Source organism: Pseudoalteromonas luteoviolacea, from assembly GCF_021654285.1.
Classification (GTDB): domain Bacteria; phylum Pseudomonadota; class Gammaproteobacteria; order Enterobacterales; family Alteromonadaceae; genus Pseudoalteromonas; species Pseudoalteromonas luteoviolacea_J.
The window spans coordinates 1-22,034 of sequence record NZ_JAKFZS010000008.1; the positions used below are offsets into that span (position 1 = coordinate 1).

At 39.8% G+C, this 22,034-nt stretch carries 17 protein-coding genes; 8 read left to right on the forward strand and 9 right to left on the reverse strand.

From position 1 onward, the window contains the following. Positions 1–384: 384 nt before the first annotated feature. Complete coding sequence (locus tag L1077_RS08815) at positions 385–666, reverse strand: GIY-YIG nuclease family protein (RefSeq protein WP_237136497.1); 282 nt, start codon at positions 664–666, stop codon at positions 385–387. 477 nt (positions 667–1,143) lie between these two features. Further along, complete coding sequence (locus L1077_RS08820; RefSeq protein ID WP_237136498.1) at positions 1,144–3,054, reverse strand: S9 family peptidase; 1,911 nt, start codon at positions 3,052–3,054, stop codon at positions 1,144–1,146. A gap of 371 nt (positions 3,055–3,425) precedes the next feature. Here L1077_RS08820 and L1077_RS08825 point away from each other — a divergent pair, with 371 nt between their 5' ends. Then, on the forward strand, positions 3,426–3,794 hold the full coding sequence (locus tag L1077_RS08825; RefSeq protein WP_237136499.1) for a hypothetical protein: 369 nt from the start codon (positions 3,426–3,428) through the stop codon (positions 3,792–3,794). Between the two features lie 276 nt (positions 3,795–4,070). On the opposite strand, the gene L1077_RS08830 is transcribed toward L1077_RS08825, so the two are convergent. Together L1077_RS08830 and L1077_RS08835 are read right to left on the reverse strand one after the other, a co-directional pair. Beyond that, positions 4,071–4,217 (reverse strand): hypothetical protein, encoded by a 147-nt coding sequence (locus L1077_RS08830; RefSeq protein WP_237136500.1) that lies wholly within the window; start codon positions 4,215–4,217, stop codon positions 4,071–4,073. A gap of 128 nt (positions 4,218–4,345) precedes the next feature. Next, the gene (locus L1077_RS08835) at positions 4,346–4,495 is read right to left on the reverse strand and encodes a hypothetical protein (protein WP_237136501.1); all 150 of its coding nucleotides are present in this window, start codon (positions 4,493–4,495) and stop codon (positions 4,346–4,348) included. Positions 4,496–4,815: 320 nt separating this feature from the next. Between L1077_RS08835 and L1077_RS08840 the strand changes: the two genes are divergently transcribed. The 3 genes from L1077_RS08840 (at position 4,816) to lodB (ending at position 9,415) form a co-directional block, all read left to right on the forward strand. Further along, positions 4,816–5,934, forward strand: coding sequence for a hypothetical protein (locus L1077_RS08840; RefSeq protein WP_237136502.1), 1,119 nt, complete (start codon positions 4,816–4,818; stop codon positions 5,932–5,934). A 260-nt stretch (positions 5,935–6,194) separates the two neighbouring features. Continuing rightward, on the forward strand, positions 6,195–8,279 hold the full coding sequence (gene lodA, locus L1077_RS08845; RefSeq protein WP_237136503.1) for a CTQ-dependent lysine 6-oxidase LodA: 2,085 nt from the start codon (positions 6,195–6,197) through the stop codon (positions 8,277–8,279). A 5-nt stretch (positions 8,280–8,284) separates the two neighbouring features. Then, positions 8,285–9,415, forward strand: a complete 1,131-nt coding sequence (gene lodB / locus L1077_RS08850) for a lysine-epsilon-oxidase maturase LodB (RefSeq protein WP_237136504.1) — start codon at positions 8,285–8,287, stop codon at positions 9,413–9,415. Positions 9,416–9,510: 95 nt separating this feature from the next. Here the strand turns inward: lodB and L1077_RS08855 are convergent, their stop codons facing one another. Beyond that, positions 9,511–9,816, reverse strand: coding sequence for a hypothetical protein (locus L1077_RS08855; RefSeq protein WP_237136505.1), 306 nt, complete (start codon positions 9,814–9,816; stop codon positions 9,511–9,513). A gap of 112 nt (positions 9,817–9,928) precedes the next feature. Here L1077_RS08855 and L1077_RS08860 point away from each other — a divergent pair, with 112 nt between their 5' ends. Next, positions 9,929–10,822 carry a LysR substrate-binding domain-containing protein gene (locus tag L1077_RS08860; protein ID WP_237136506.1) on the forward strand — a complete coding sequence of 298 codons (894 nt, stop codon included), beginning with the start codon at positions 9,929–9,931 and terminating at the stop codon, positions 10,820–10,822. A 95-nt stretch (positions 10,823–10,917) separates the two neighbouring features. Here L1077_RS08860 and dgt read toward each other — a convergent pair whose 3' ends face one another. Beyond that, the gene (dgt, locus tag L1077_RS08865; RefSeq protein ID WP_239032937.1) at positions 10,918–12,363 is read right to left on the reverse strand and encodes a dGTPase; all 1,446 of its coding nucleotides are present in this window, start codon (positions 12,361–12,363) and stop codon (positions 10,918–10,920) included. Between the two features lie 180 nt (positions 12,364–12,543). Between dgt and L1077_RS08870 the strand changes: the two genes are divergently transcribed. Continuing rightward, entirely contained in the window at positions 12,544–15,345 is a 2,802-nt protein-coding gene (locus tag L1077_RS08870) for a tetratricopeptide repeat protein (protein ID WP_237136507.1), read from the forward strand. 649 nt (positions 15,346–15,994) lie between these two features. Then, the gene (locus L1077_RS08875; protein ID WP_237136508.1) at positions 15,995–16,852 is read left to right on the forward strand and encodes a hypothetical protein; all 858 of its coding nucleotides are present in this window, start codon (positions 15,995–15,997) and stop codon (positions 16,850–16,852) included. Between the two features lie 60 nt (positions 16,853–16,912). Here the strand turns inward: L1077_RS08875 and L1077_RS08880 are convergent, their stop codons facing one another. The 3 genes from L1077_RS08880 to L1077_RS08890 all read right to left on the reverse strand — a co-directional run bounded on the left by L1077_RS08880 (position 16,913) and on the right by L1077_RS08890 (position 19,475). Next, the gene (locus L1077_RS08880) at positions 16,913–18,331 is read right to left on the reverse strand and encodes an EAL domain-containing protein (protein ID WP_237136509.1); all 1,419 of its coding nucleotides are present in this window, start codon (positions 18,329–18,331) and stop codon (positions 16,913–16,915) included. A 162-nt stretch (positions 18,332–18,493) separates the two neighbouring features. Then, positions 18,494–18,925, reverse strand: coding sequence for a BLUF domain-containing protein (locus tag L1077_RS08885; RefSeq protein ID WP_237136510.1), 432 nt, complete (start codon positions 18,923–18,925; stop codon positions 18,494–18,496). Positions 18,926–19,040: 115 nt separating this feature from the next. Next, positions 19,041–19,475, reverse strand: a complete 435-nt coding sequence (locus L1077_RS08890; protein ID WP_237136511.1) for a hypothetical protein — start codon at positions 19,473–19,475, stop codon at positions 19,041–19,043. Between the two features lie 311 nt (positions 19,476–19,786). Between L1077_RS08890 and L1077_RS08895 the strand changes: the two genes are divergently transcribed. After that, positions 19,787–22,027 (forward strand): response regulator, encoded by a 2,241-nt coding sequence (locus L1077_RS08895; protein WP_237136512.1) that lies wholly within the window; start codon positions 19,787–19,789, stop codon positions 22,025–22,027. The last annotated feature ends 7 nt before the right edge of the window (positions 22,028–22,034 follow it).

Here is a 22,034-nt window from a genome sequence, read left to right on the forward strand (position 1 = left end):
TTCAGGGTGACGGGGGTTGGGTTAGTGTTGTGGGTTTTACGGAATGGCTACATGTTTAGTTGTGTTTAGAGAGTTTAAACAAGCAGCGTTTTGCTCACCCTCGTCGTTGCGGGCTTGCCCCGCAATCCATGTTTGAGGGGATTATGGGCCCTGAAGCGAGTTCAGGGTGACGGGATTGGGGAGCGTGTTGTTGGTTTTACGGAATGGCTACATGTTTAGTTGTGTTTAGAGAGTTTAAACAAGCAGCGTTTTGCTCACCCTCGTCGTTGCGGGCTTGCCCCGCAATCCATATGTGAGGGGGTTATGGGCCCTGAAGCGAGTTCAGGGTGACGTGTTTGGGATAGTGTTGTGGGTTTTCGTGAGTAGAAACGGAAATATAGTCGATTATATTTTGTGATATAGGTCTTGCCACTTAGGGTTAAACGACGCGATCAATTGAATTTTCCATGCTCTTTTCCAGTTTTTAAGCTGCTTTTCGCGTGCAATGGCTGTTGTGATTGAATCGTAGCATTCAAAATAAACCAAATTATGCACATTGTATTGGCTCGTAAAGCTTTTGGTTAAATTATTTTTATGCTGATATACACGCGTTTTTAAATCCTTCGTCACTCCAATATAAATGGTTCCATATGGTTTCGATGCAAGTATGTATACACTTGGTTGCATATTTCGCTCCTTGAAAATGTTGAGCATACTTGTTTGTGTGTATAAATTTCTTTCTATTTGAATGGGAAATTGACGCTGAAGCGAGTTCAGGGTGACGGGTTTGGGGTTGTTGGTTTTAGTGAGTTGATGGTTGATTGTGTTTAGCGAGTTTAAACAAGCAGCGCTTTACTCACCCACGTCGTTGCGGGCTTGACCCGCAATCTATGTTTTAGGGGGGTATGGGCCCTGAAGCGAGTTCAGGGTGACGGAGTTGGGGGTAGTGTTGTGGGTTTTTATAGGTTGCACTATCGTACCCTCGTCGTTGCGGGCTTGCGCCGCAATTCATGTTTGAGAGGGTTATGGGCCTTGAAGTGAGTTCAGGGTGACGTAGCTTGGTTAAGAGTGATCAGTACGACATATCCAAAACAGCAAAGCACGCACTATTATGCGGGCTTTGCTCTCTGAGCTGCCTGAATAATTACAAGCAGCCTATTAAAACTACAGGTGTTGCTTTAAGAAATCGAGATAGGCTTGAGATGCTTCAATACGGTTTTGTTTTTTAGTAAAACCGTGGCCTTCGTCTTCAAATAAAATGTATTCCACAGGCACATTGTTACTGCGCACGGCTTCTACTAACTCGTCACTTTCTACTTGCAGTACGCGTGGGTCGTTTGCACCTTGGACGACTAGAAGCGGTTTAGTGATGTTTTTAGCGTGGAATAGAGGCGAGATACGGTGTAGTCTTTCACCATCAACAGCTGGGTCGCCAAGCTCGTCATATAATGATTTTCTAAAAGACTCCCACCAAGGCGGGATAGACTCTAGTGTTCTTACCCAGTTGGTTACACCAAAAATGTTAATTCCGACTTTAAATTCTTCTGGCTCAAATGCCAGTGCGGCGGCCGTCATATATCCGCCGTAGCTGCCTCCCATGATCCCGATGCGCTCAGGGTCTACCCAGCCAAGCTGTTGTAAATACTTTTTACCCCATACCATATCTTGCAGATCATCTTCACCATGCCTTTTGTCATCTAAGTGGAAGAAGGTTTTACCATACCCAGAGCTGCCTCGGTTGTTAATGGCGAACACAGCATAACCTTGGTTCACCAAATGTTGAATACGTGGACTGTAACCTGTTCTACTTTGCCCGCCAGGGCCTCCGTGGACATAAATCATAGCAGGGACTTTATTGTTAGCACTGGCAAGTTTAGGTTTATAAAGTATTCCTGGTATTTCTAGGCCGTCAAAGCTGTTAAACCTAGCAATGGTGCTCTCGACTAAGTGCTCAGGGTTAATATCCTTGCTTAGCGAAGAAGTAAGCTGTTTGACTGAGTCACTACCAACCTCCCAAACAAATAAGTTGTTCGGGGATATATCTGAGTTTAAATGAAAAGACATAAGTTTTTCATCATCAGAGAAGTTCACGCCTTTTATACTACCAGCAGGTAGTTGAGGCAGCTTTATGTCTTTATCTGTTTTTAAATCGGTTACTGTTACTTTAACGCTCGAGTCTGCGTTTACTCCCATAACACGGTATCTATTTGAGTCAGAGAAGTATAAAAAACTGACATCCCAATTCTTTTTAATATATTGGGTGTGTTGTGCTGTGGCAACCTCATAACGCCATTGTTGATAAAATTCGCCGTGAGCATTGGTGGCGTAGTAAAAGTATTTATCATCTTTAGAGAAACCTGAGGCCGAAAACTGAGCCTCATGTGATACATTTGATATTTCAATTAAAGGGGCGTCTGGCTTTGTTAAGTCGAGTAAAAACAGATCTGTATCTTTATTACCGTGATTCTTCCATAAAGCGATAAAGCGTTCGGTTTTACTCAAAGCTTGCACGTTTAAATTTTGATCATTTTTATATATGAGCTCGTTTTCATAGGTCTTTGAATCGTACCTGTATAGATCCATAAATCGCTCGTCACGTTTATTACTGAGCAAATAAAACTGGTTACCGTCTTGTGAAAACCCAGCGAATCTAGCTTTTACTTTATCGCCCGGGGTGAGGTCTTGAGTTTGACCATCGACCTCTCTGACAAACAAATGAAAGCGTTCGTTACCTTTATTATCACGCGTAAACAAAATGCGATTATCGTTCGGGAAGTATCTAATTGGATAAGTTGTTTCTGTAGATTGAGTTAACTGGGTTTTTTCGCCTGATTTAACATCAACTTCATATAGGTTTAGCACGCCAGATTCATCAGAGCTGATAAGTACTTTCTGAGCATCAGCCCTAAAAGCACTGCCCATAATACGTGTTGTATCAAAAAAAGTTTCTGCCGAATAGGTATTGAAGTTTGCGACGGTTTGTTTGGTTGTTGATGCACTTGTTTGCTGACTAGTGTGGTTACATGCAGCTAAAATGGTGACGAATGCAAATGCGACGAGTGATTTTTTAAGCATAATTTTCCTTATTTTGGACTTTTCAACACGCTCATTCTTGAGGTGTTGTCTATACATAACACGCCTTTTTCTATAAATATGACAGTTTTTATTTAAATTCACATAAAAATATTAAGCAGTAACTACCAAAATAGTCCTTTATGGTTGTTTTTGATGCTGTTTTCAGTTGTGTAAGTCATATCTTTTGGTACTTATACTGGAGTTTGCTTTTTATGGTAAAAGCAACGTTATGTATATTTTCCAGCTATATTTCTGTGAGAGTTAACTACGGATGAACCAATTTAAAGAGGCCTTTATTTGTCATGGGAGTGATTTATAGCTACTTTTAGATAAATAATGTAATTATCTAGCTAAGCTCCAATGGACCTAATATGAGCCTGATACTGCGTTTTTTTCTATCAATTTTGATTGTAGTTGGTGTATTTTTAGTGTCGGCTACAGTGGTTGGAGTTATTGCTGATTTTTTTGGTTTATGGAAAAAGCCAATAATCGGCGCGGTTGCAGCAGCCTGTGTCGTATTTACAGGTTATTTTACTGCGCCAAAGTATAAATTGATATCTGCAACGGTGTGGTTGATGCTAGGTGCGGTTGCCGCGTGGATTTTGTCAAATGTATTTATGTATGCAGAAGATGCAGCGACTCAGGCTCCGCTATTAATCACCTATGCAAGCGGTGTGTTTAGCTTAATGATATGCCGAACTTGGCATAAAAAACAAGAACAGCAAGTCCTAACAAAATGAGTATTTATAGTTAAAAATGTATTCCAGTTTTGAGATTGCTAAATTCAATACAGGATTGTGTGTTCAGTTTTATTCCGATATAGCCTTATCTATTTATCTATTTATCTATTTGTCTTTAAATTACTAACCCGTAGCCCAGTTGTTTTTATGTTTAAAATTTAATCAGGAACTGCTATGGGTATTTATTGAAAAAAGTTTAAAAGGAAAGCTAAGTAAGTGGGGCTTTATTAAAAAGGCCAAGTGCGAACCACTTAGCCTAAATACATAGTCTTAAAACTATACTATGATGGGACAAGTGTCACATGACGTATTCCAAAACGTTAGGTAAGTACCACCTGCTACTTTAGGCGTCGCTTCTGATGGTAAGGCTGCTTTATTTTGCGATAGTTGTTTTAGTGGCTTTTTGTTTAACTTAACTTTCATTTTTAACTCCTTTATTAATGTTTTTATTGTAGCTATGTGAAAATAGCAAAGTTTAACAAGAGAAAAGGCTTTACGCTTATTTTAAAGGCCAAGTATAAATGACTTAGCCTTAATTTAGAGCCCTATAACTATACTAAGATAGGGCAAGTGGTACATGAAGTGCCCCAAAACGTAATATAGGAAGTACCACCGGCTACTTGAGGTGTTGCTTCTGCTGGTAATTCTGCCTTGTTTTGTGATAGTTGTTTTAGTGGCTTTTTGTTTAACTTAACTTTCATTTTTAACTCCTTTATTAATGTTTTTATTGTAGCCATGTGAAAATAGCAAAGGTTAACAAAATATTCAACAGGTTAATTTTTTGTTTTTAAAAGTGTGGAAGGATAACCTTTGGATTAAAGCTTCCCTGTTCCAGCTATTGAAGTCCATTTATATAAAATACCATTCAGTGGGTTTAATTGTCTTTTTGAGCAGAGAGTTATTTCTAAATTTTTGATAATGCCAAGTTCAAGAATGAGGTTGGCCCTTGGCTTTGATGGTTTAAATAACTTAACATTGAGTGAGCATGTAAGCATAAAATCTAAAGGAATGAAAAAATACGATGAATTCATGGATGGGCGTTATTGTGAAGGCCAGTGCTGTCTGTTTGCCTGTACTGTTATATTTATTTTTCGATGGTCGTCAATTTTGGCTTACCGACTCTCTTTCAAGTGCTAAACAAGATATTGCCGTTGACAGTACTTTGCAAACAACAAGTGCTGAGCTAAAACAAACAGCTAATCCTAAACCACACATTACACGCCACAGTCCTGTGGCACATTTGGATAATTTAAGGCGCTTTGGTTCATGTCAAACTGATATTGGCAGGGCAGTTAAATACCGAGTAGAAAATGGGATTTATACTTGGGTAGATAGTAAAGGGGTCCGAAATTATTCCGATAAAAAGCCAAGTCAAGGTGCGATTGCCTATCAACCACAAAGTGGTCTTGCACTTGATTATTTTGCACTAGAAATTTCAGGTGGAGCAATATCAAATCAATTTAGAAATAAACTCAGATCTAAACTCAAGTCATTATTTAGGGGTTATACCAGTCTTTTGGGTTTAAGTGCGATGCGCAAAGTAAAGCTCAAGATTATTGTATTGCCGACAAGAGGAGCCTATGAACGTGCTGTTAGAAGCTTAGGAGGAGATCCAACAGGCAATGTTGGGATTTACTTTGGTATCAGAAACACCGCGTTATTAGAGCAAAGGTCATATGAAGCAACCATGCGTACAGCTGTCCATGAAGCTGTGCATGCAATTAACCAAGCAGTTATCGGCTATTCACCACGTTGGTTGAATGAGGGGCTTGCGGAGTATTTTGAATTTATAGATGTCTCAATGCAGGTTGGAAAAGTGGCATCTTTCGATCATGTATCTCGCAATGGGTCTTTGCAGGGGAAAGTGATGAGCCCTCATCAACTGATGGAGGCTGAAACGAAATGGCGCTCGTTTAAACCTGATATATTATATCGGAGTAGCTGGGCATTCGTGCATTTTTTAATGTCTTCTAATCATGGAAAAACGAGCTTAAAAGAGCTGATGTTGCTCGAGCAGTCAGAGCCTTGTGGTGTGCTTGATAGCGCACAGGTTCGTTCTATTTTTAATAATCATTATCCAACTCTGAACCAAGCATTCTCTTCGTTTATTAACCGTGACATCAAGCCTCATCGCTTTTGATGACAACATTGTGACTAATGGGGTCTCACATCTTTACGTATTTTGATTACTTTTAATTTATTTTTATCAATACATTAGGGGTTCTTTAATTGTTCACTTTAACTATTTATAGAATCTATACGTGCATAAATTAACCTGAGTGCTACATTTATTTTACTCTGCTGGAGCTGTATCTCAGCGAAATAAGTGCGCACCAAGGCCTTATTTTGTTTATCGGTGCGTTTTTTTATGCAGTAGTAAAGTATCTAAAGGATATAAATATGAACTATTCTCTACACCCTTCCGTAGGCGTAGCCCGGCTTGGAAATAGCAAAGGTCAGTTTTATTTAGCGCCAGATCAAATTGGTGGCTTGCCATTTGAAGCCGATGAATCGGGAAATAAAATCGATAGTCCGGTGAGTCAATTTAAGGATGCTGAAGGGCGGATCCGCCGGCAAGGTCAGCCATTCAAAATTATCGATGAGAATAATAACGAATTGACACTTTCGAGTGACAATGTAAAAGCCATTACTTGGACAGTTCATGTCGCAAATAAAAAAGCGGCATGGTACGAATTTAATGAACTCCAAGGCAATTTGTTGTTTGGAGAAGATAACAGCTATCGCAAAAGAGGGACTCCTTGGCGAAATAAAGACGCGGATGATCGTCGCCAATTAATTATTGATCCCGGCCCAAGAACAATTTCTGGTGCCAATGCACAGGCAACGTTTGATGAAGCCAGTGCCCCTGATAATTATCCAGTGAGTTTTCCTCCAAAACCGTGCCAGGGCACGGAGGTTGAAACGCTTGGTAATATCTTAACAGACAGCGAAGGTCGCTTAGTTGTCATTGGTGGTTACGGTAATGCTGGTGGCAATGAGCCGCTTGAGTCTTATGGTGGCGCTGATACTTGGCATGATGATATCGCTGATGGCACAGTTTATTGCACAGTCACGTTTGACGATGGAAAAGAATTAAAGTTGTCAGCATGGGTCATTGTTGGGTCGCCTGACTTTGCACCAGAGATCGTCAATATTTCTAACTTAAGCGATACCATGTTTGACGTTGCAATACGAAGCCAAAATTTATGCCCAGAGATGTATAGCAATGGAGAATTTCAAACAAGTTATCAGGCGAGTTATTACCGGGATATAGAGCCTATTATTCAGCGTATTAGTCGCTATCAGTGGGTTTCAAACGTGCAGTCTATGTCGGCATTTGTTTCAAATATATTTGATTTTAAGGATAACTCTGAAGATAACAAAGCAAACCGAGAGGCTTACTTCAATTACTTTAGAAAGCCCGTTGACCCCGCAACTGTTTTGCAAACCCCGCCATCTGAGCAAACCAATCAACAATTGTTCGAGCATGGAATTGAGGGCCATATTCCTTTAATGCCTCTCAACTCGGGCAGCAACTCAGTGAGTAATGCCGAAGACAATATTGTCGATAAATTTTTAACACTGACACAAACCCAATACTTTTTGTTGAGTCAGTGGGCTGAGGGTAAATTCTCAAATGAAAAGCCTGTGGCGAATACATCTGCGCAGGATGCATTTGGGATATTTTATGCGGATCAAGGCAGTGTGGGGAACTGTGTTGGTTTACCTATGTGTCCAGGGATAGAGGTGACTTGGAGTATGCAAAACCCAGTGGTTTATGCGGCACCTTATGTGATTAAAGATCAAAGTATGGGCAATGGCTTCCCTAGTGGTTTGGACCCAGAGCGTGATGAGTGTGAAGGTGGCGGTTGTCAACCAGGAGACTTAACCAAGCGTATGGCGTGCCCGTGGCAGGCTGACTTTTTCAATTGCACCATTCAAAATGTCAACTTTACAGAACCCACTGTCAATAAAGTCAATGAAGGCAATGAGGCGGACCCCAATATGGTCCCACTTGCTCCGACTTATTATAGTTACTGGTGGCCGCCGCAAAGCCCGTGGGATGTTTTGACCAATCAATATGACGATCAATCTGTGACACATTTGCCAGCTGGTCAACAGGTGAATTATGCGCGTGGTATTAATAGCTTTGTGCAAATGGTTGAGCATTGGTCAGCACTTGGTTTTATTCGTAATCAAAATACGCAAGAGCCCCACTTTCCATTTTTCACAGAATCAGAGCGAAATCACCAATTATTCGCATATAAAGACGTACCAGTGTCAGATATTACTGGCAACCCTGGCGATGATGGTACAGACATTCCCGTATTTTACATTCCGGATGATGTGAAAACGCACCTTTCTGCAGGCTGCTCTAAAGCCAAATCTTTACTTAAAGGTCTGGAAGAGAAAATGGCAAAACCGATCACTGCCAAACCTGCAATCAAGAAAGTACCGCGTAGTGGTACGCGTTCAAGGCGGTAATTCATATGATGCAAGCACATGAATGTGATGTGCTGGTTGTTGGTGCCGGTCCCAGTGGGGCCAGCACCGCGTTAAACTTGCTTAATCACACAGCATTATCGGTAGTAATAATTGAGCAATCTGACTTGCAACGATTGCGTGTTGGCGAAAGTGTTTCTGAAAGTATTTTCTCCTTATTGACCTATTTGAATATTCCAGAGTCAGAGTTTGGACCCAATTGCTTTGTATCTACACAAGGAAATACGGCATATTGGGGGAGTGATAAGTCAGCCAATCGTCACGCGATATTTGCACCTGACCGAGCAACCTACCAGATCAATCGAGATATGTTTGACGCTACATTGCTAGAACAAGTCGTCAGGCGGGGAGGGAGTGTATTTCCAAGGACAAAAAGCAAAGAAGTGAAGAAGCGACAAGATGGCCGTTACCTTGTCGAAGCGAATCACCCCAAATTTGGCAAATTAAGCATAACTTGCCGCTATCTTGTTGATGCATCCGGTCGTAACTCATCATTAAGTAAAGTATTAGGGGCTTCATTGTCACAATATGATCGCCTAACTGGGGTTGGTGCATTTTTTAAAGCCAGACAACAGTCGTTTGAGCAGTTGCAGTTAATTGAGAGTGATGAATTTGGCTGGTGGTATAGTGCAGCATTATCTAGAGACTTTATTGTCGTCACATATTTTGCTGATTTTGAGCGTATTTCAAAGCATAAGCTAAATAGGTTTGGGGACTGGCGAGCTTATCTAGGTAAAAGCTTATACATGTCTAAACGGGTAGAGGGCGCGACATGTGTAAATGATAATGTGTGGGTGCGCCCCGCAGGTACACACTTTAACCGCTTCATGGATATAAATAATTACTTGCCAGTTGGAGATGCAGCATGCGCTTTTGACCCTATTTCTTCGATGGGGCTTGGATTTGCTATGACATCTGGTTGCCAAGCTGCGAGCATCATTGGCAACTCGTTGACATCTACTGACTTCGAGCGAAGGCGCACGATATATCAGCAAGATCTCGAGCAACAGTTTGCGCAATACTTGACCTTGAAACAGCAGTTTTACAGTAAAGAGCAGCGTTGGCCAAACTCGCCGTTTTGGTCTCGTCGTCAACAACAAGTCGAGAATGTGGCCTAATAGAACCAATTGGATGAAAGTCTTTAAAAGCTTTTAAATATTGATAGGTATTTAAAAGCTTTTTGTTTACTAGGTGGTAGGTTAACTGATGACCTTTACAGCAAACTTAGAATATCTCTGGCACGCTTCCTTCCAAGACAGCTTTTTATTGGTTGTTTTGAAAATGAGTATGAGCTGACTTCTAATTGCTCACTTTGATGTAGTTGACCCTTGTCATACACCTGTATTCGACAGGTCGTTGTATTTTGCTCTTCGGAATAAATGAGCTCAACTCTTTCGGCTTTTATAATTAAGTTTTTATAAGGGTAACCCGCATCTGTAAATATCCTATCTACTTCTAGTTGCTCAGCATATGATGAAAAAGTTACCAATAAAAGTGCTAGTATAATTGCGTATTTCACGATAAAGACTCCCTTTGTCTCTGATTTTCGAGTTAAGTATTATGTGCATTCATAAAACTGACAAATGAGAAATTGTGAACTACGGTTAAGTTTTTCTTAAGTATATAAGACAATGAAAGCACCCCCATTAAAAGGCCTTTGGTATTTTAAAACAGCGGCTCAATTAGGCAGTTTTAAACAAGCCGCGAAAGCATTATTTGTGACACAAGCAGCTGTTAGTCAGCAGATCAGGATTTTAGAGCATCAGCTGGGATGTACATTATTTGAGAGACAAACTCGACGAGTTTTTTTAACTCAACAAGGGCAAGACTTGTTACCATTTTTACACAAAGGTTTTGGACAAATAGAATTAGGCTTGTCTACTCTTAAGTCTGATCCGAATCCGAGTACCATTAATTTATCGGTCTTACCGTCATTTGCCACTTGCTGGTTACTTCCTAGGTTGACAAGCTTTAACGCCGCTTTACCAGAATATCAATTGCGTATTGATCCAACGGAGCAACTGGCTGATTTTAAACATGAGGATATAGATATAGGGATCCGCTTTGGGCTGGGTGAGTATCCGGGGTTACAAAGTGAATTGATCGCGCAAGATGAGTTGGTTATTGCGTACCGTCCGGGTGTGATTGACCCTAACCAACCTATTCAACCGCAATTAGCTAAGCTCAATTTTATTTATGATGAAGGGCGAGACAATAAACTGGCTTGGCAGGAGCTAAGTAATAAGTTGGGGCTTGAAGGGCATACTTTAAGCAATCTGAAAATCGATAATGCCGCATTGGTGCAGCAAGCGACAGTGGCTGGGCAGGGGTTTTCTTTATTGCGAAAACGCATGGTGGCGCAATCTGTAGCAATGGGGCAGCTGGAGATTTTCCCCGATTTTGCTTTTTCATGTGAGTATAGTTACTACTTGGTTGCACCTGCTAACCATTTTGAATGGCCAAAATTACAGGCTTTTCGAGATTGGATCATCGCAGAGTTAAATGATATTGCACCGAGAGAATGATAAAGGCTTTTTAGTGCCAATTTCGGAGTGAAAAGCAACCTAACTAAAATAATCAATTCGTGAGTGGGAATTTAATTCCGCACTGTATTTAGACGTTAGTCGGTTACCATTAAAGTGCGGTATGTATCGTAAGCAAGTTGGTCAGTCATACCACTGATAAAGTCTTGAAGTAATCGACAGCGATAATAAAACTCATAAATCGGATCTTTTTGTTGTTGTGGGCTTAATTGACTAATCGCTTTTCTATAAACCGAAATATATTGCCCTGGAATACGTTTTAGAAGCCTTACTTCTATTGGGTATGCATGGTTGTGCGCAATGATATGTTGAAATGTTTCTTCAGACGTGTCTAATAATCGGCAGTACTCATTTAATATGCCTGACGTAATTTTATAGCCTTGGAGCTCCAGTTCTTCGACTTCTGGGTGACAAAAAACATGTTTAAGCGCAACTTGTTTTAGTGTGAGGGTTATTGCATGCTGATGGCTATGATCCTCTAACAATGCTTGGTTGAAACAGCCCTCAAAAATATGCTCTAAATTTTCTACAAACCGATTTGAAGCATGTTTTACTAATGGGTGAATGAGCTCCACACGTAGATAAATAAAAAACTCCGTGCTTAGATTCGTGGGGTTTTGTTTTGCCTTTTTAAGTGCTTTTTCGCAGGCCTCGCTTATCAATGTCTCACCGCCGTTTAAAGACATTTTTTGAAGTTGATGGCTGTATTCTTTCTGTAAAAGTTGAACAAGGTGTTCAACACTGAGCAAGCTTTTGACAACGGCATCTTCAATATCAGCTAAACAGTATGCAATGTCATCAGCAGCCTCCATAATATATGCAGCTAAATGTCGATTACCTACCGTTAATTCAAGCTTATCATAAAGATCATGTATTATTTTCTTTTCACTATAATAATATCCTACTTTCTTTGCTAAGTAGCTTTTAGCGCCATTTGGATTTTTTGGTGAAGTGCCGCATCGCGTATACTTTAAAATGGATGCAATTTGTGAGTAGGTTAGGTTTAAGTTAGCCAGTGTGGTGACAACCCTAATGGCCTGAGCATTGCCTTCAAAGTGACATAAATCTGAGATTAGTTGTGATTCTAAGCTTGTTCGCAACCCTGTGAGTTGCCACTTAGAATGTGAGTTAAAGAAGCGTTTAAACCAGTCATTAATGGCTGCTTCGCCAAAGTGACCGAATGCCGGGTTGCCGATGTCGTGCATTAGGCACGCCATTTCTACTAGGCTTACCAATGCATTAGCAATATCTTCACTGAGGACGGTATCTGACCGTGGGGTGGGATTGAGTTTTCTTATTATTGATTGTGCAATAAACCGTCCATTCTGTTGAACTTCCAGAGAATGTGTAAGTCGAGATCTGACGGCTGCATTGCGTTCTAGTGGAAATACCTGTGTTTTTTGTTGTAATCGCCGTAAGGCGGCGCAATTGATAATACGTCCTCTGTCACTTTCTATGCTAAGCAAAAGATCTGACTGTTCTTTGTATCTGCGCATGGCATTTATTCTTTTATTAAAATCCATTTTTATAACCTTATTGTTTACCAGCTTTTTTATTGTATCTAGTTTGCTAAGGCTTGCAAATCGTTAGGGTATGAGGAACTGGTTATTATTTAGTACCAAATATATGAATTTTGGCTAGAGTTAAGGGTAGTCGCTGTCTTGTAACAGCCTTTAAATACCTATTCCATGATCAGATTTTCTATGAAGCTATTAGCCATATTTATTTTTTTAACACTTTTATTTGGGTGTAAATCTTCGCAAAAAAGCACCGATGCTCATTTGTTATTTGCACAAATAGATAGCATATCGAGCGATGCTCTGAAAGCTCAAAGCTATCTTTTATTGTCACATGAGGCTGCTAGGTTGAAGGATCATGAGTTTGAGTTTGCATTACTTAATGAGCTGGCTGATCACCAATATGGGCCTGCTGAATTAGCTATCGCTAAAAACCTCTTGCAAGGTCGAGGCGAAAAATATGTAGAAGGGACTGCATTTGAATGGGCAACTAGGGCTGTGGCAAGAGATTACTTACCTGCAATTTTATTCTTAGCAAAGTGGTATCGATTAGGTGGTCACGGAGTAAAAGCAGACCTTAAAAAGACAATGGAATTGTACACTAGAGCCATTGAATTGGGAGAGTTATCAGCTGCGACAGAGTTAGGTTATATTTTTATTCGGCACTGGAAAGAAGAAAAGGGGTATGAGACAGCACAGCAGTTATTTGCCCACGCTGCATATCAGGGAGACATAAAAGCATTATGTGGACTGGGAATTGTTTACCGAGAATCAAAGCAACTAAAAGATCTGGAAAAAGCGGCTGACTACTTTCAGACAAGCTACGCTCGAGGCTACAAAGAGTGTGCTTTTGAACTAGGTTATTTATTTCATCGAATCACACTTCAAAAAGAGCTCGCACTACATTGGTATGCAATCGCATCTAAGAATGGCTCTTCAGATGCGTTAAACAATTTGGGCATGATGTATAACAATGGGGATGGCGTTGATGTTGACTATACAATTGCACGTTCATATTTTGAACGTGCAATTGAGCTGGGTGGTAGCTTGAGCTTTGGTAATTTAGGCAGCTTATACGAATTGGGTAAAGGTGTTGAGCAAGATTACTTAACAGCCATCTCGTACTATCAACAAGGTGTTGAGCATCAAGATGCACAGTCCATGCACAACCTGGCTAACCTTTACAATACTGGCACCGGTGTAGACAAAGATAGAGTACTTGCACTGTCTTTGTTTGAGCAGGCTGCAAAGTTGGGAAATCAATTCTCTGCATTTAATTTAGCGAACGCCTATTTACATGGTGATTTAAAAACACAAAGTGATGAGCTGGCCTTTAAGTACTATTTACAATCAGCACGCTCAGGTTTTGCTCCAGCATTTTGCCAGGCGGCATATATTGCATTAAATGAAAGCTGGACAATGGCAAAGCCCTATCTTTATGAAGGTGCAAAGCATGGCCAAGAAAGCTGTATTGAAAGTTTGGTAAGTGGCATGCGCAGTAATAAAGAGAGGGACCTACCTATAGTCGAATTGCTTGAAGAACTTGTTCTTAAGGAGAATATAGTGGCGTGCGAACTCCTGGGTGATATTTACCAAAACGGTGATTTTGGTGTTTCTGTTAATTTCGAAAAAGCAAAGCTCCACTATTTAAAAGCTGGTGAGCTTGGGCTTGGAGATGCATTCGCTAAGTTGGGCGCCATATATGAAGAAGGAGAGTTGACCAAGCAAGATTTTGATATGGCAGCTTTATTATACTCTAAAGCTGCTGAGGCAGGTTCTGGGGACGGAAAAAATAATCTAGCTACACTTTATCTAAATGGAGTGAGTGTTGAGAAAGACTCGACAAAAGCAATGCAGCTGTATAAGCAAGCGGCAAATGAAAATAACGTGGCGGCAATGATAAATCTTGGAAATATATATTTTGCGCGTGGCACACCCAGTGCTATTCAAAGTGCGTGTGAGATGTATAAAAAAGCCATAGAACATGGGGAAGACAGCGCAGCAATAGGTTATAGCCAGTGCATTTCGCAGTTGCAAGGTGATGATAATGCCGCCTTTGAATTGCTTGAAGAGCGAAGGGGTCAGGCATGCGTTTTGTGTGTCGTTAAACAGGCTGACATGATAATAACAAACAAGATCCCAGATAAAACGCCTCAAGATGCGATGAACTTGCTACAAAACGCCGCTAAGTACGGAAATGCTGAAGCTGCACTTGAAATAGCGAGGATATATGAAAGTGGCATTATTCAATCACCAAATATGGCGCTTGCTTTTGATTGGTACAATACGTCGGTGTTGTTAGGGCAAGTAAATGCACTGAATAAAATTGCCGAGTTTTATTGGTTTGGTAAGGGGGTTGATAAAAGTGAATACAAAGCGATAGATGCAATTGCTAGGTTAGCTAGAGCTAAGAAAATAAATGTTTCATTATTTGTGGGTGAGCACTTTTATCATGGATTATATGTTGATGTTGATTTTATTAGAGCTCGACATTACTTCGAACTGGCAGCTAAACAAAATGATGATATAGCTTTGAATGCTCTAGGGGTGATTTATCGCGATGGCTTAGGCGTTGCGGCAAATGTAAGTTTATCACTAGATTACTTCAAACGTTCCGCAAAGCTTGGTTTGGCGGAGGCTATGTATAACTTAGGAGCTTTAAACTTATTTTTAAACCAAGAAGAGTTAGGGCTAGCTTGGCTACACCGTGCGGCAGAAAAGCAATATGTCAGAAGCTATATTTTGCTTGGCGATTATTATGCGAAGCGTGAGAGTAATATTGAGTCTGTTAATCAAGGAATTAAATGGCTAAAGCGGGCGGCACATGAATCTGCACTTGAGGGGATGTACAAACTGGCTATCTTACTGAAAAAGCATAACAGTAATGTATATTCTTCGGAAGCTAAAAAATGGTTAAAAGCAGCCGCATCTGGTGGCCACCCCGAGGCTGCATCTGAGTTAGAAGTATTTGAGAGCAATGCGCACTAGAAGTACTGAAGCATCCATATATAAAGAAAACTTAAGTTACCTTGCCTGTACTTTCACTATTAGTATATTTTATCGAAAAGTTATCGGTTTAATATAAAGAATAAAAATTATTTTGTTTTTTATTGAACTGGCTAAATCTATAGATTTTCTATAGCTTTAAGACTAAAGACTTTGTTTTGTGTTCTTTTTGTGTTCAAACGTTTCCTATTTTGGATGTTCCTGTAACCCGACGTTATTTTTTTGTGTAAATAATAAATTCAGTCATGTATGATATTAAAAAAAACATAAAGTTAAGTGGCTTTAAGGATTGTAAAGCATTAAAAAAGTTATAGATGAGCTGTCTTCTTTATCAGAAAAACAGCCAAACCCATTTTTTATCGAAGGGTATATTATTGGGTTGGGTCTAACGCCACAAACAATATTACCAAGCCTATGGATCACTAAACTTCTTGGTGAAGGGAGTGTCGATCACAATCATCGATATAGTTGCTTACTCAGGTTTTATCATACTTGTATGGAGCGGGTATTACGCGGTGACTTCTCATTACCTGAGGAGTGTAACCTTACACAGGGTACGCTCGAACATGCACTAAGCGCTGATAAACCATTGCCAAATTATTGTTCTGGTATGTTGCAAGCGCTTGGCTTCATGAAAAAAAGTACATTAAGTGACAAACAACGCCTACAACTCAGAGAGCTAACCAACACCCTGGTTGGCTTTAAAAGTTACCTCAACGCACAAAATGTCTATAGTCAATGCGATGATTTTGCTGAGTCAGCTGTATTTGCTTTTCAAAATTTAGAGGCCTGTATTAGCAAAACAGCATATGAAATGCGTTTTTCTGAAGAGTGTATATCCGAGGCTGATGAATTAAACGCTGAGCCGAGCTTCAATCGAAGGAAAATTGAGAACCACCTCAATAATATCCTCAGCAGTGATAGTGCATCTACACTTAAGCTTGTTAATGAACTTTTGATAGTTATAGAGCGTGAGTTGATTACACCTCATTTCATTGAGCAATATATTAATGAGCTTGAGAGTTTAGACGAAGTTCAGCCTTATCTCATTTTGAAAACTAGAAAAGCACAACTTCTCTATAATTTAGAAGACTATGACTCAGCTAAAGTTGAATTGGAGGTTTTGTTAAAAATCGCCCCGAGTGATTATTACCTAAATCGTTATCAACTGTATAACTGCTATATAATTCAAAAAGATTGGAAAGCTCTAGACCAGGCATTAGAGCAGTTTGGCTGCAATGATCTTGCATACAATGCTACACGCCTTTTGAGTTTTTATGCTCAAAATGGCAATAACAGCCAGTCTGACCTTTTAAAGAGAGAAACAAAAAACTTGTTTCCGGAAGTCATAAATATCGCATTGGGAAGCGCTTTTGTTGATTTAAAAAATAAATCTGATGATCTAAAAGAGTATATAAATAAGGGGGCCTTAAAAGCCTGGCGCTCTGTAGATGGCAGTTTATTTTGGTTAAAGGCGGATGAAAAATAAAACCTGCACATCATGTTTTTTATAATGTGCAGGGTATATTGATGCAAGTATTTAAATACTCTATGCTGCTTTTTGTTCTTGAGATAAGAACTCATTCATTGTAAGAGGAACTGATGCGAAGTATCCTTGAATATAAACATTAGGGAAGCGTTTCATATATTCGTATTGGAATCTATTTTCAACACCCTCAACAATTACCGTCTTTCTACTTTCTTGGGCTGTTTTAATTATAGCATCTAGCCTAGGTGCTTCAGCTGTTTTATCTTTTACATGTGCAATGAAGTTTTTATCAATTTTTACAGAGTTAAAATAACGGCTTGCCAATAGTTCATGGCTATTCTCCCCTTTGCCAAAGTCATCAATCGCGAAACTAAAGCCAAGGTTCGACATTTTTCTTAATGTGTTTAATGCGTTTTGACTGAGTTTTAGTTCACTGCCCTCAATCAACTCAAATGTAATAAACGCTGCAATTGAAGGGGTATCTCTAATCACTGTTTTTAAATAATCCAGTAAGCTGTCATCTTCTAAAAGCTGGGCGGAAATATTCATATGGATTGGCTTGAGCTTCTCATGGGCGTCCAGCTTTATTTTGAGCATGGTATAGATTTGGTTGATAACAATTTTTGTAAGCTCACTGTGTAACTCAGGTTTGTCTTCAATCATCGGCATGAACGCTCTTGGGCCTAAATTTTTGGTATTTCTCCAACGAACAAGTGCTTCGTAGCGTCTAGGCTGATCTATGTTTGTTGTCTTGAATATCGGCTGAAATACAAGGTAAAAGTCATCGGGATTAAAAGAAATGCTGTTCATGAGCTTCAGTAACACATGTTTTCTATACATCTCAGCTTGATACAGCTTCTCATTATGGAAAAAAGTACCTGTTGGCGACTCCAGTGCGTACTTCATTGAAAAAGTTAATCTTCTTTGCACTTTATCGATACCATATAGCGATGATTGCCCAGTTAGGCTCATTGAAGAAATCGCGTAATCAATGGGGACTTGGGTGTTATTGACCCATACCTGTTTTGGTAGTTTTTCTAGGATCTCTTTTTGCTTTTCTTCGGCTTCTTGTTGATCTGAGCCTGTATCATGGGTAACAAACGCCATCACCATAAAATCTGAGTCATGCAGTGCCAACGCAAAAGGTTGGCAAGATTTTCCAACTTCTTTGAATAGCTGCTGCAAAGTCTCTTGGTTACTTTCTATGGAGTCAAAGACAGGCGTTTTACCTAGCTTAATTAATGACACATGAAACTTAGAGAACTTTCTATCTACCTTCATGAGCTTTTGCATAAAAAATAGGTAGTTGGGTATGTCACTTGTACCATGATACAAAACAGATTTGCTCAGCGCGTCTTTTGCCTTTTTGAGTTCATTTAAGACCTTTAAATCCTTCTTACGCAGCTGATTTGTTCTTGTGAGTGCGATAAGGCTCAGTACGGCAATGACGATTGCGATGCTTAAATATATATTGTCCATAAAAGATAAATAGTTGAGAAATGTGCATTACGGATTAAAGTACAGAAAAATGGATGAAATATGTGTTTTGTCAGTGTTTGGTCACTTTTTACATTACAGTCAATTACACAAGAACTGTTCTAACGTGATAAATTTGTGCTTAAACTGCAATATTATGAGACGTTAGCTGCCAAAAGAGCGCTTGATGTGCTCTTCTATTTCAAATTCGTGGTTGCGAAATGATTTTAGGAGCTTATAGCTCAATGGCAGTCTGCGGTGGGGGCGAGACTCTCGCACCTTACGATATGATGGGCTTTTGTCTAGGTCTATCAGCCCCATCGCCCATTTTTTAAAGTTACGCTTTTCAATGGGGTTGCAAATTAGTGCTTCGACCTTGGTGTGTCTTTTATCTTGTTTTATATGCTCAAATAGCTGTTCTACTTTTAGCTTTTCGCCTTCAATGACCTGCATAAAATGATGTGTGTCGTAAAGGAGCATACCTGAGATGCTTTTTAACTGATTTGCCCCAGCGCATTGTCTGCGCAGTGACTCTAACTCTTGTTCGTTTAGTGGTGTTGTGACAGTACTAATATAGATAAGCTCAATTAATTCCATGTGACGATTGAGTTTGTTGCGATATTTGAAAGATAGTCACAAACGGATAAGTTCGCACTAAAAATAGCAGAGATTTATTGTTTTAAAAAAATTGAGGGCGAACCCTCAACTTTATCTAAAGGCCTATTTTGTGTGATACAGTTACTTCACACGGTGCCGAGTTTTGGCCAAATGCTGATTGAACGAATAGTTGATCACCAGGTTTTAGGTTAGATAATATTAGCTTGGTAGTGTCATAGCGGCGCTTCGCAACTTGATCATCCCATACAGTCGAAGCATCTTTATTTACATCATAATAAATGCGACAGCCACCTGTTAATCCATCATTTGTTACCCAATCGAAATTGATGTTGTAGTTTGAAATGCTGTAATTAAATTTAGCGTTTCGGTTTTGTCCATAACTATCAGTGATATTAATGTATGTCCACCTTGCTTGCGGTACACCTGGGCGAGGTTTTTCGGTAACACTAACACCTAAATTTGAGTCTGCATAAGCAGTAGAGGCTGCTGAAAAGGCAGCAATGACCAGCATAAGTTTTGTAAATTTCATGATTAAATTTCCTTTTAGTTTTTATGTTTTTGGATAGAGAATATGATTTTATTAATTTTCCCAAAAACAGAAGCTAGGCTAGCATGGATGTATTTATTTTACATTAAATTAATTTTAACTTTTTGCTTTCATTTTAAAGTGGGTATATTTGGCGAAAACTGTGATCCAAGTGGATAAATGCGTTAGCAGTTTCATGATGGAATAAAGCAGTAATTTATTGAAGTTTATAGTATTCCATCTTTACTTTAACAAAGCTTTCTCCTACTTTTTGAGTAGTAACAACTTCGACTAAATATAAAGGTTGGGCGTCAATGCTAGTGCTATCTACCCAGACAATTCTATTGATGTGTGCTGTGGGGATTGTTGCCTCTGCGACTGCGCTGACCTTTTTATGGATGGCAAACCGAGATATCAAAGCAACCGTATTTTGGGCTGTCGGCCCATGGTTGCTCGTTGCTAATTTTGGTTTGTTTGCGGCGCAAAATGCCTTGCCTTATTTTTTTAAACACATAGCCTCCAATTTGTGTGGCCAACTCTCGCTGATAATGATGCTAGTTGGTTTGTATTACGCTGTTGATAAACGACCGCCGTGGAAGAGACTAGCCGCATATTTATGTGGCTTTCTTGTGTTGATAACGGTTTTCACTTTTTGGCACGATTCTTATATATACCGTTTAAAACTGGCTGTTTTCACTATTCTATGTACATCTATTTGGATGGTTAAGGTGATGCTTGAGCATCGCAGGAATAGGTTTGAAGTATCTGGTGCACTGGTTGTTTTGGGGTTAGGCTGTTTAAACACCGCTGGGATATTTAGAATTAGTGCGCCAATTAGTGATGGTGCGATGAATATTCTGACGGACACTAGCGTTTATATACAGTTGTTTTTTATAACGATCATGGTGGCGCAATTAATATTTAATTTTGGCTTTGCGATCATGGTCGGTGAATTACATAACTTTGCAAACAAGCAAGCGCAGCAAGCGCTGTTAAATACAAATCATGAATTGGCGATAGCGAAAAAAAGAGCTGAGGAGGCATCTCGTCATAAGTCTGAATTTTTAGCGAATATGAGCCATGAGATCCGTACACCAATGAATGGTGTGATCGGTATGTTGGACCTAATAGAAAAAGAGGGGCTTAGCGAAGTTCAACATAACTACGTAATCACAGCAAAGTCGAGCGCAGATTCATTAATGGTGGTGATCAATGATATTTTAGACTTTTCTAAGATAGAAGCTGGTCGACTAGAGATTGAAAAGGTCGAATTTGATGTGGTGAAGCAAAGTGCTACACTGGTGCAAACGCATGCACATGCGGCACATTGTAAAGGCATAGAATTGGTTCTCGATACCGAGCATGTCAATAATCGCTGGCTGGTTGGTGATCCTGTTAGATTTAAACAAGTGCTGGGCAATTTGATCGGTAATGCTTTAAAGTTCACAAGTGAAGGAGAAGTCGTTGTCACGCTAAGAACTGAGCCAAAAGCTGAGCAAGTTAGGTTGATAGGCGAAGTGACTGATACCGGCGTAGGTATTGAACAAGAAAAGCAACAGAAATTATTTCAGTCTTTTTCACAGGTTGATGCGACTACAACCAGGCGCTTTGGCGGCACAGGCCTTGGTTTAGCCATTGTTAAAACCTTATGTCAGCTAATGGGAGGAAATGTTTCAGTCCAGAGCAAACTAGGGGTGGGAAGCACTTTTCATTTTGAAGTCCTGTTACAGCCGACTCCGCGTGAATCGATGCCACTGCTTGTGCAATTTAATTCAGTCATTATTGCTGAAAGCTGTGTTACTACTGCCAACATTATGAAAAACATGATGAGCAAACAAGCAAAGTCGGTCGACGTGGTTACGAGTTTTGAAGATCTAAAACTGAATGTAAATGATGAGACAGATCTTGTTGTGATCAGCCATTTAGTCGCGGGTAAAAAAGCAGAGCGCTGGCTGAAAAAGCTTAAAATTGATAGACCGATCACCGCTATTATTTTAACTTTGCTCAATGACTTACAAAGTAGTCAGCACTATCAAGAACTAGGGTTTTCGCGTCGTTTCACTAAACCTTTTACACAAAATGACTATGAACAGTTTTTACAGTCTTTGAACAAGGGACAGGCTAGTGTTCAAAGTACGGATGAGGTACTGGGGGCCTTTTCGGGTGAATGGGTGTTGCTTGTTGAAGATAATCCAGTTAATCAGCTGGTTGCCAAAAAAATGCTGAGCTCTTTGGGGTTGAAAGTGGCGATGGCAAATAATGGCCAGGAAGCAATTGATAAGCTATCAGAGTGTGAAAACCCATATCAATTGGTTTTGATGGATTGTCAGATGCCATACATGGATGGGTTTGAGGCAACAAAGCTGATCCGAGAAGGAGAGGCTGGCAATAAATTTAAAGCAATTCCAGTTTTGGCATTAACTGCAAATGCGATGAAAGGAGACAGAGAAACCTGTATTGAGGCTGGCATGAATGATTATATTACCAAACCCATACTGCTTGAAGATTTAACTCAGTCATTGTCTCAGTTTCTCTCTCCTGAAAAGGCACTTTGAATTATAT

What these genes read in the sequence shown, in the direction of transcription:
- L1077_RS08815 (WP_237136497.1), bottom strand. Translation starts at nt 666, where the DNA reads ATGCAACCAAGTGTATACATACTTGCATCGAAACCATATGGAACCATT.
- L1077_RS08820 (WP_237136498.1), bottom strand. Translation starts at nt 3,054, where the DNA reads ATGCTTAAAAAATCACTCGTCGCATTTGCATTCGTCACCATTTTAGCT.
- L1077_RS08825 (WP_237136499.1), top strand. Translation starts at nt 3,426, where the DNA reads ATGAGCCTGATACTGCGTTTTTTTCTATCAATTTTGATTGTAGTTGGT.
- L1077_RS08830 (WP_237136500.1), bottom strand. Translation starts at nt 4,217, where the DNA reads ATGAAAGTTAAGTTAAACAAAAAGCCACTAAAACAACTATCGCAAAAT.
- L1077_RS08835 (WP_237136501.1), bottom strand. Translation starts at nt 4,495, where the DNA reads ATGAAAGTTAAGTTAAACAAAAAGCCACTAAAACAACTATCACAAAAC.
- L1077_RS08840 (WP_237136502.1), top strand. Translation starts at nt 4,816, where the DNA reads ATGAATTCATGGATGGGCGTTATTGTGAAGGCCAGTGCTGTCTGTTTG.
- lodA (WP_237136503.1), top strand. Translation starts at nt 6,195, where the DNA reads ATGAACTATTCTCTACACCCTTCCGTAGGCGTAGCCCGGCTTGGAAAT.
- lodB (WP_237136504.1), top strand. Translation starts at nt 8,285, where the DNA reads ATGATGCAAGCACATGAATGTGATGTGCTGGTTGTTGGTGCCGGTCCC.
- L1077_RS08860 (WP_237136506.1), top strand. Translation starts at nt 9,929, where the DNA reads ATGAAAGCACCCCCATTAAAAGGCCTTTGGTATTTTAAAACAGCGGCT.
- dgt (WP_239032937.1), bottom strand. Translation starts at nt 12,363, where the DNA reads ATGGATTTTAATAAAAGAATAAATGCCATGCGCAGATACAAAGAACAG.
- L1077_RS08870 (WP_237136507.1), top strand. Translation starts at nt 12,544, where the DNA reads ATGAAGCTATTAGCCATATTTATTTTTTTAACACTTTTATTTGGGTGT.
- L1077_RS08875 (WP_237136508.1), top strand. Translation starts at nt 15,995, where the DNA reads ATGAAAAAAAGTACATTAAGTGACAAACAACGCCTACAACTCAGAGAG.
- L1077_RS08880 (WP_237136509.1), bottom strand. Translation starts at nt 18,331, where the DNA reads ATGGACAATATATATTTAAGCATCGCAATCGTCATTGCCGTACTGAGC.
- L1077_RS08885 (WP_237136510.1), bottom strand. Translation starts at nt 18,925, where the DNA reads ATGGAATTAATTGAGCTTATCTATATTAGTACTGTCACAACACCACTA.
- L1077_RS08890 (WP_237136511.1), bottom strand. Translation starts at nt 19,475, where the DNA reads ATGAAATTTACAAAACTTATGCTGGTCATTGCTGCCTTTTCAGCAGCC.
- L1077_RS08895 (WP_237136512.1), top strand. Translation starts at nt 19,787, where the DNA reads ATGCTAGTGCTATCTACCCAGACAATTCTATTGATGTGTGCTGTGGGG.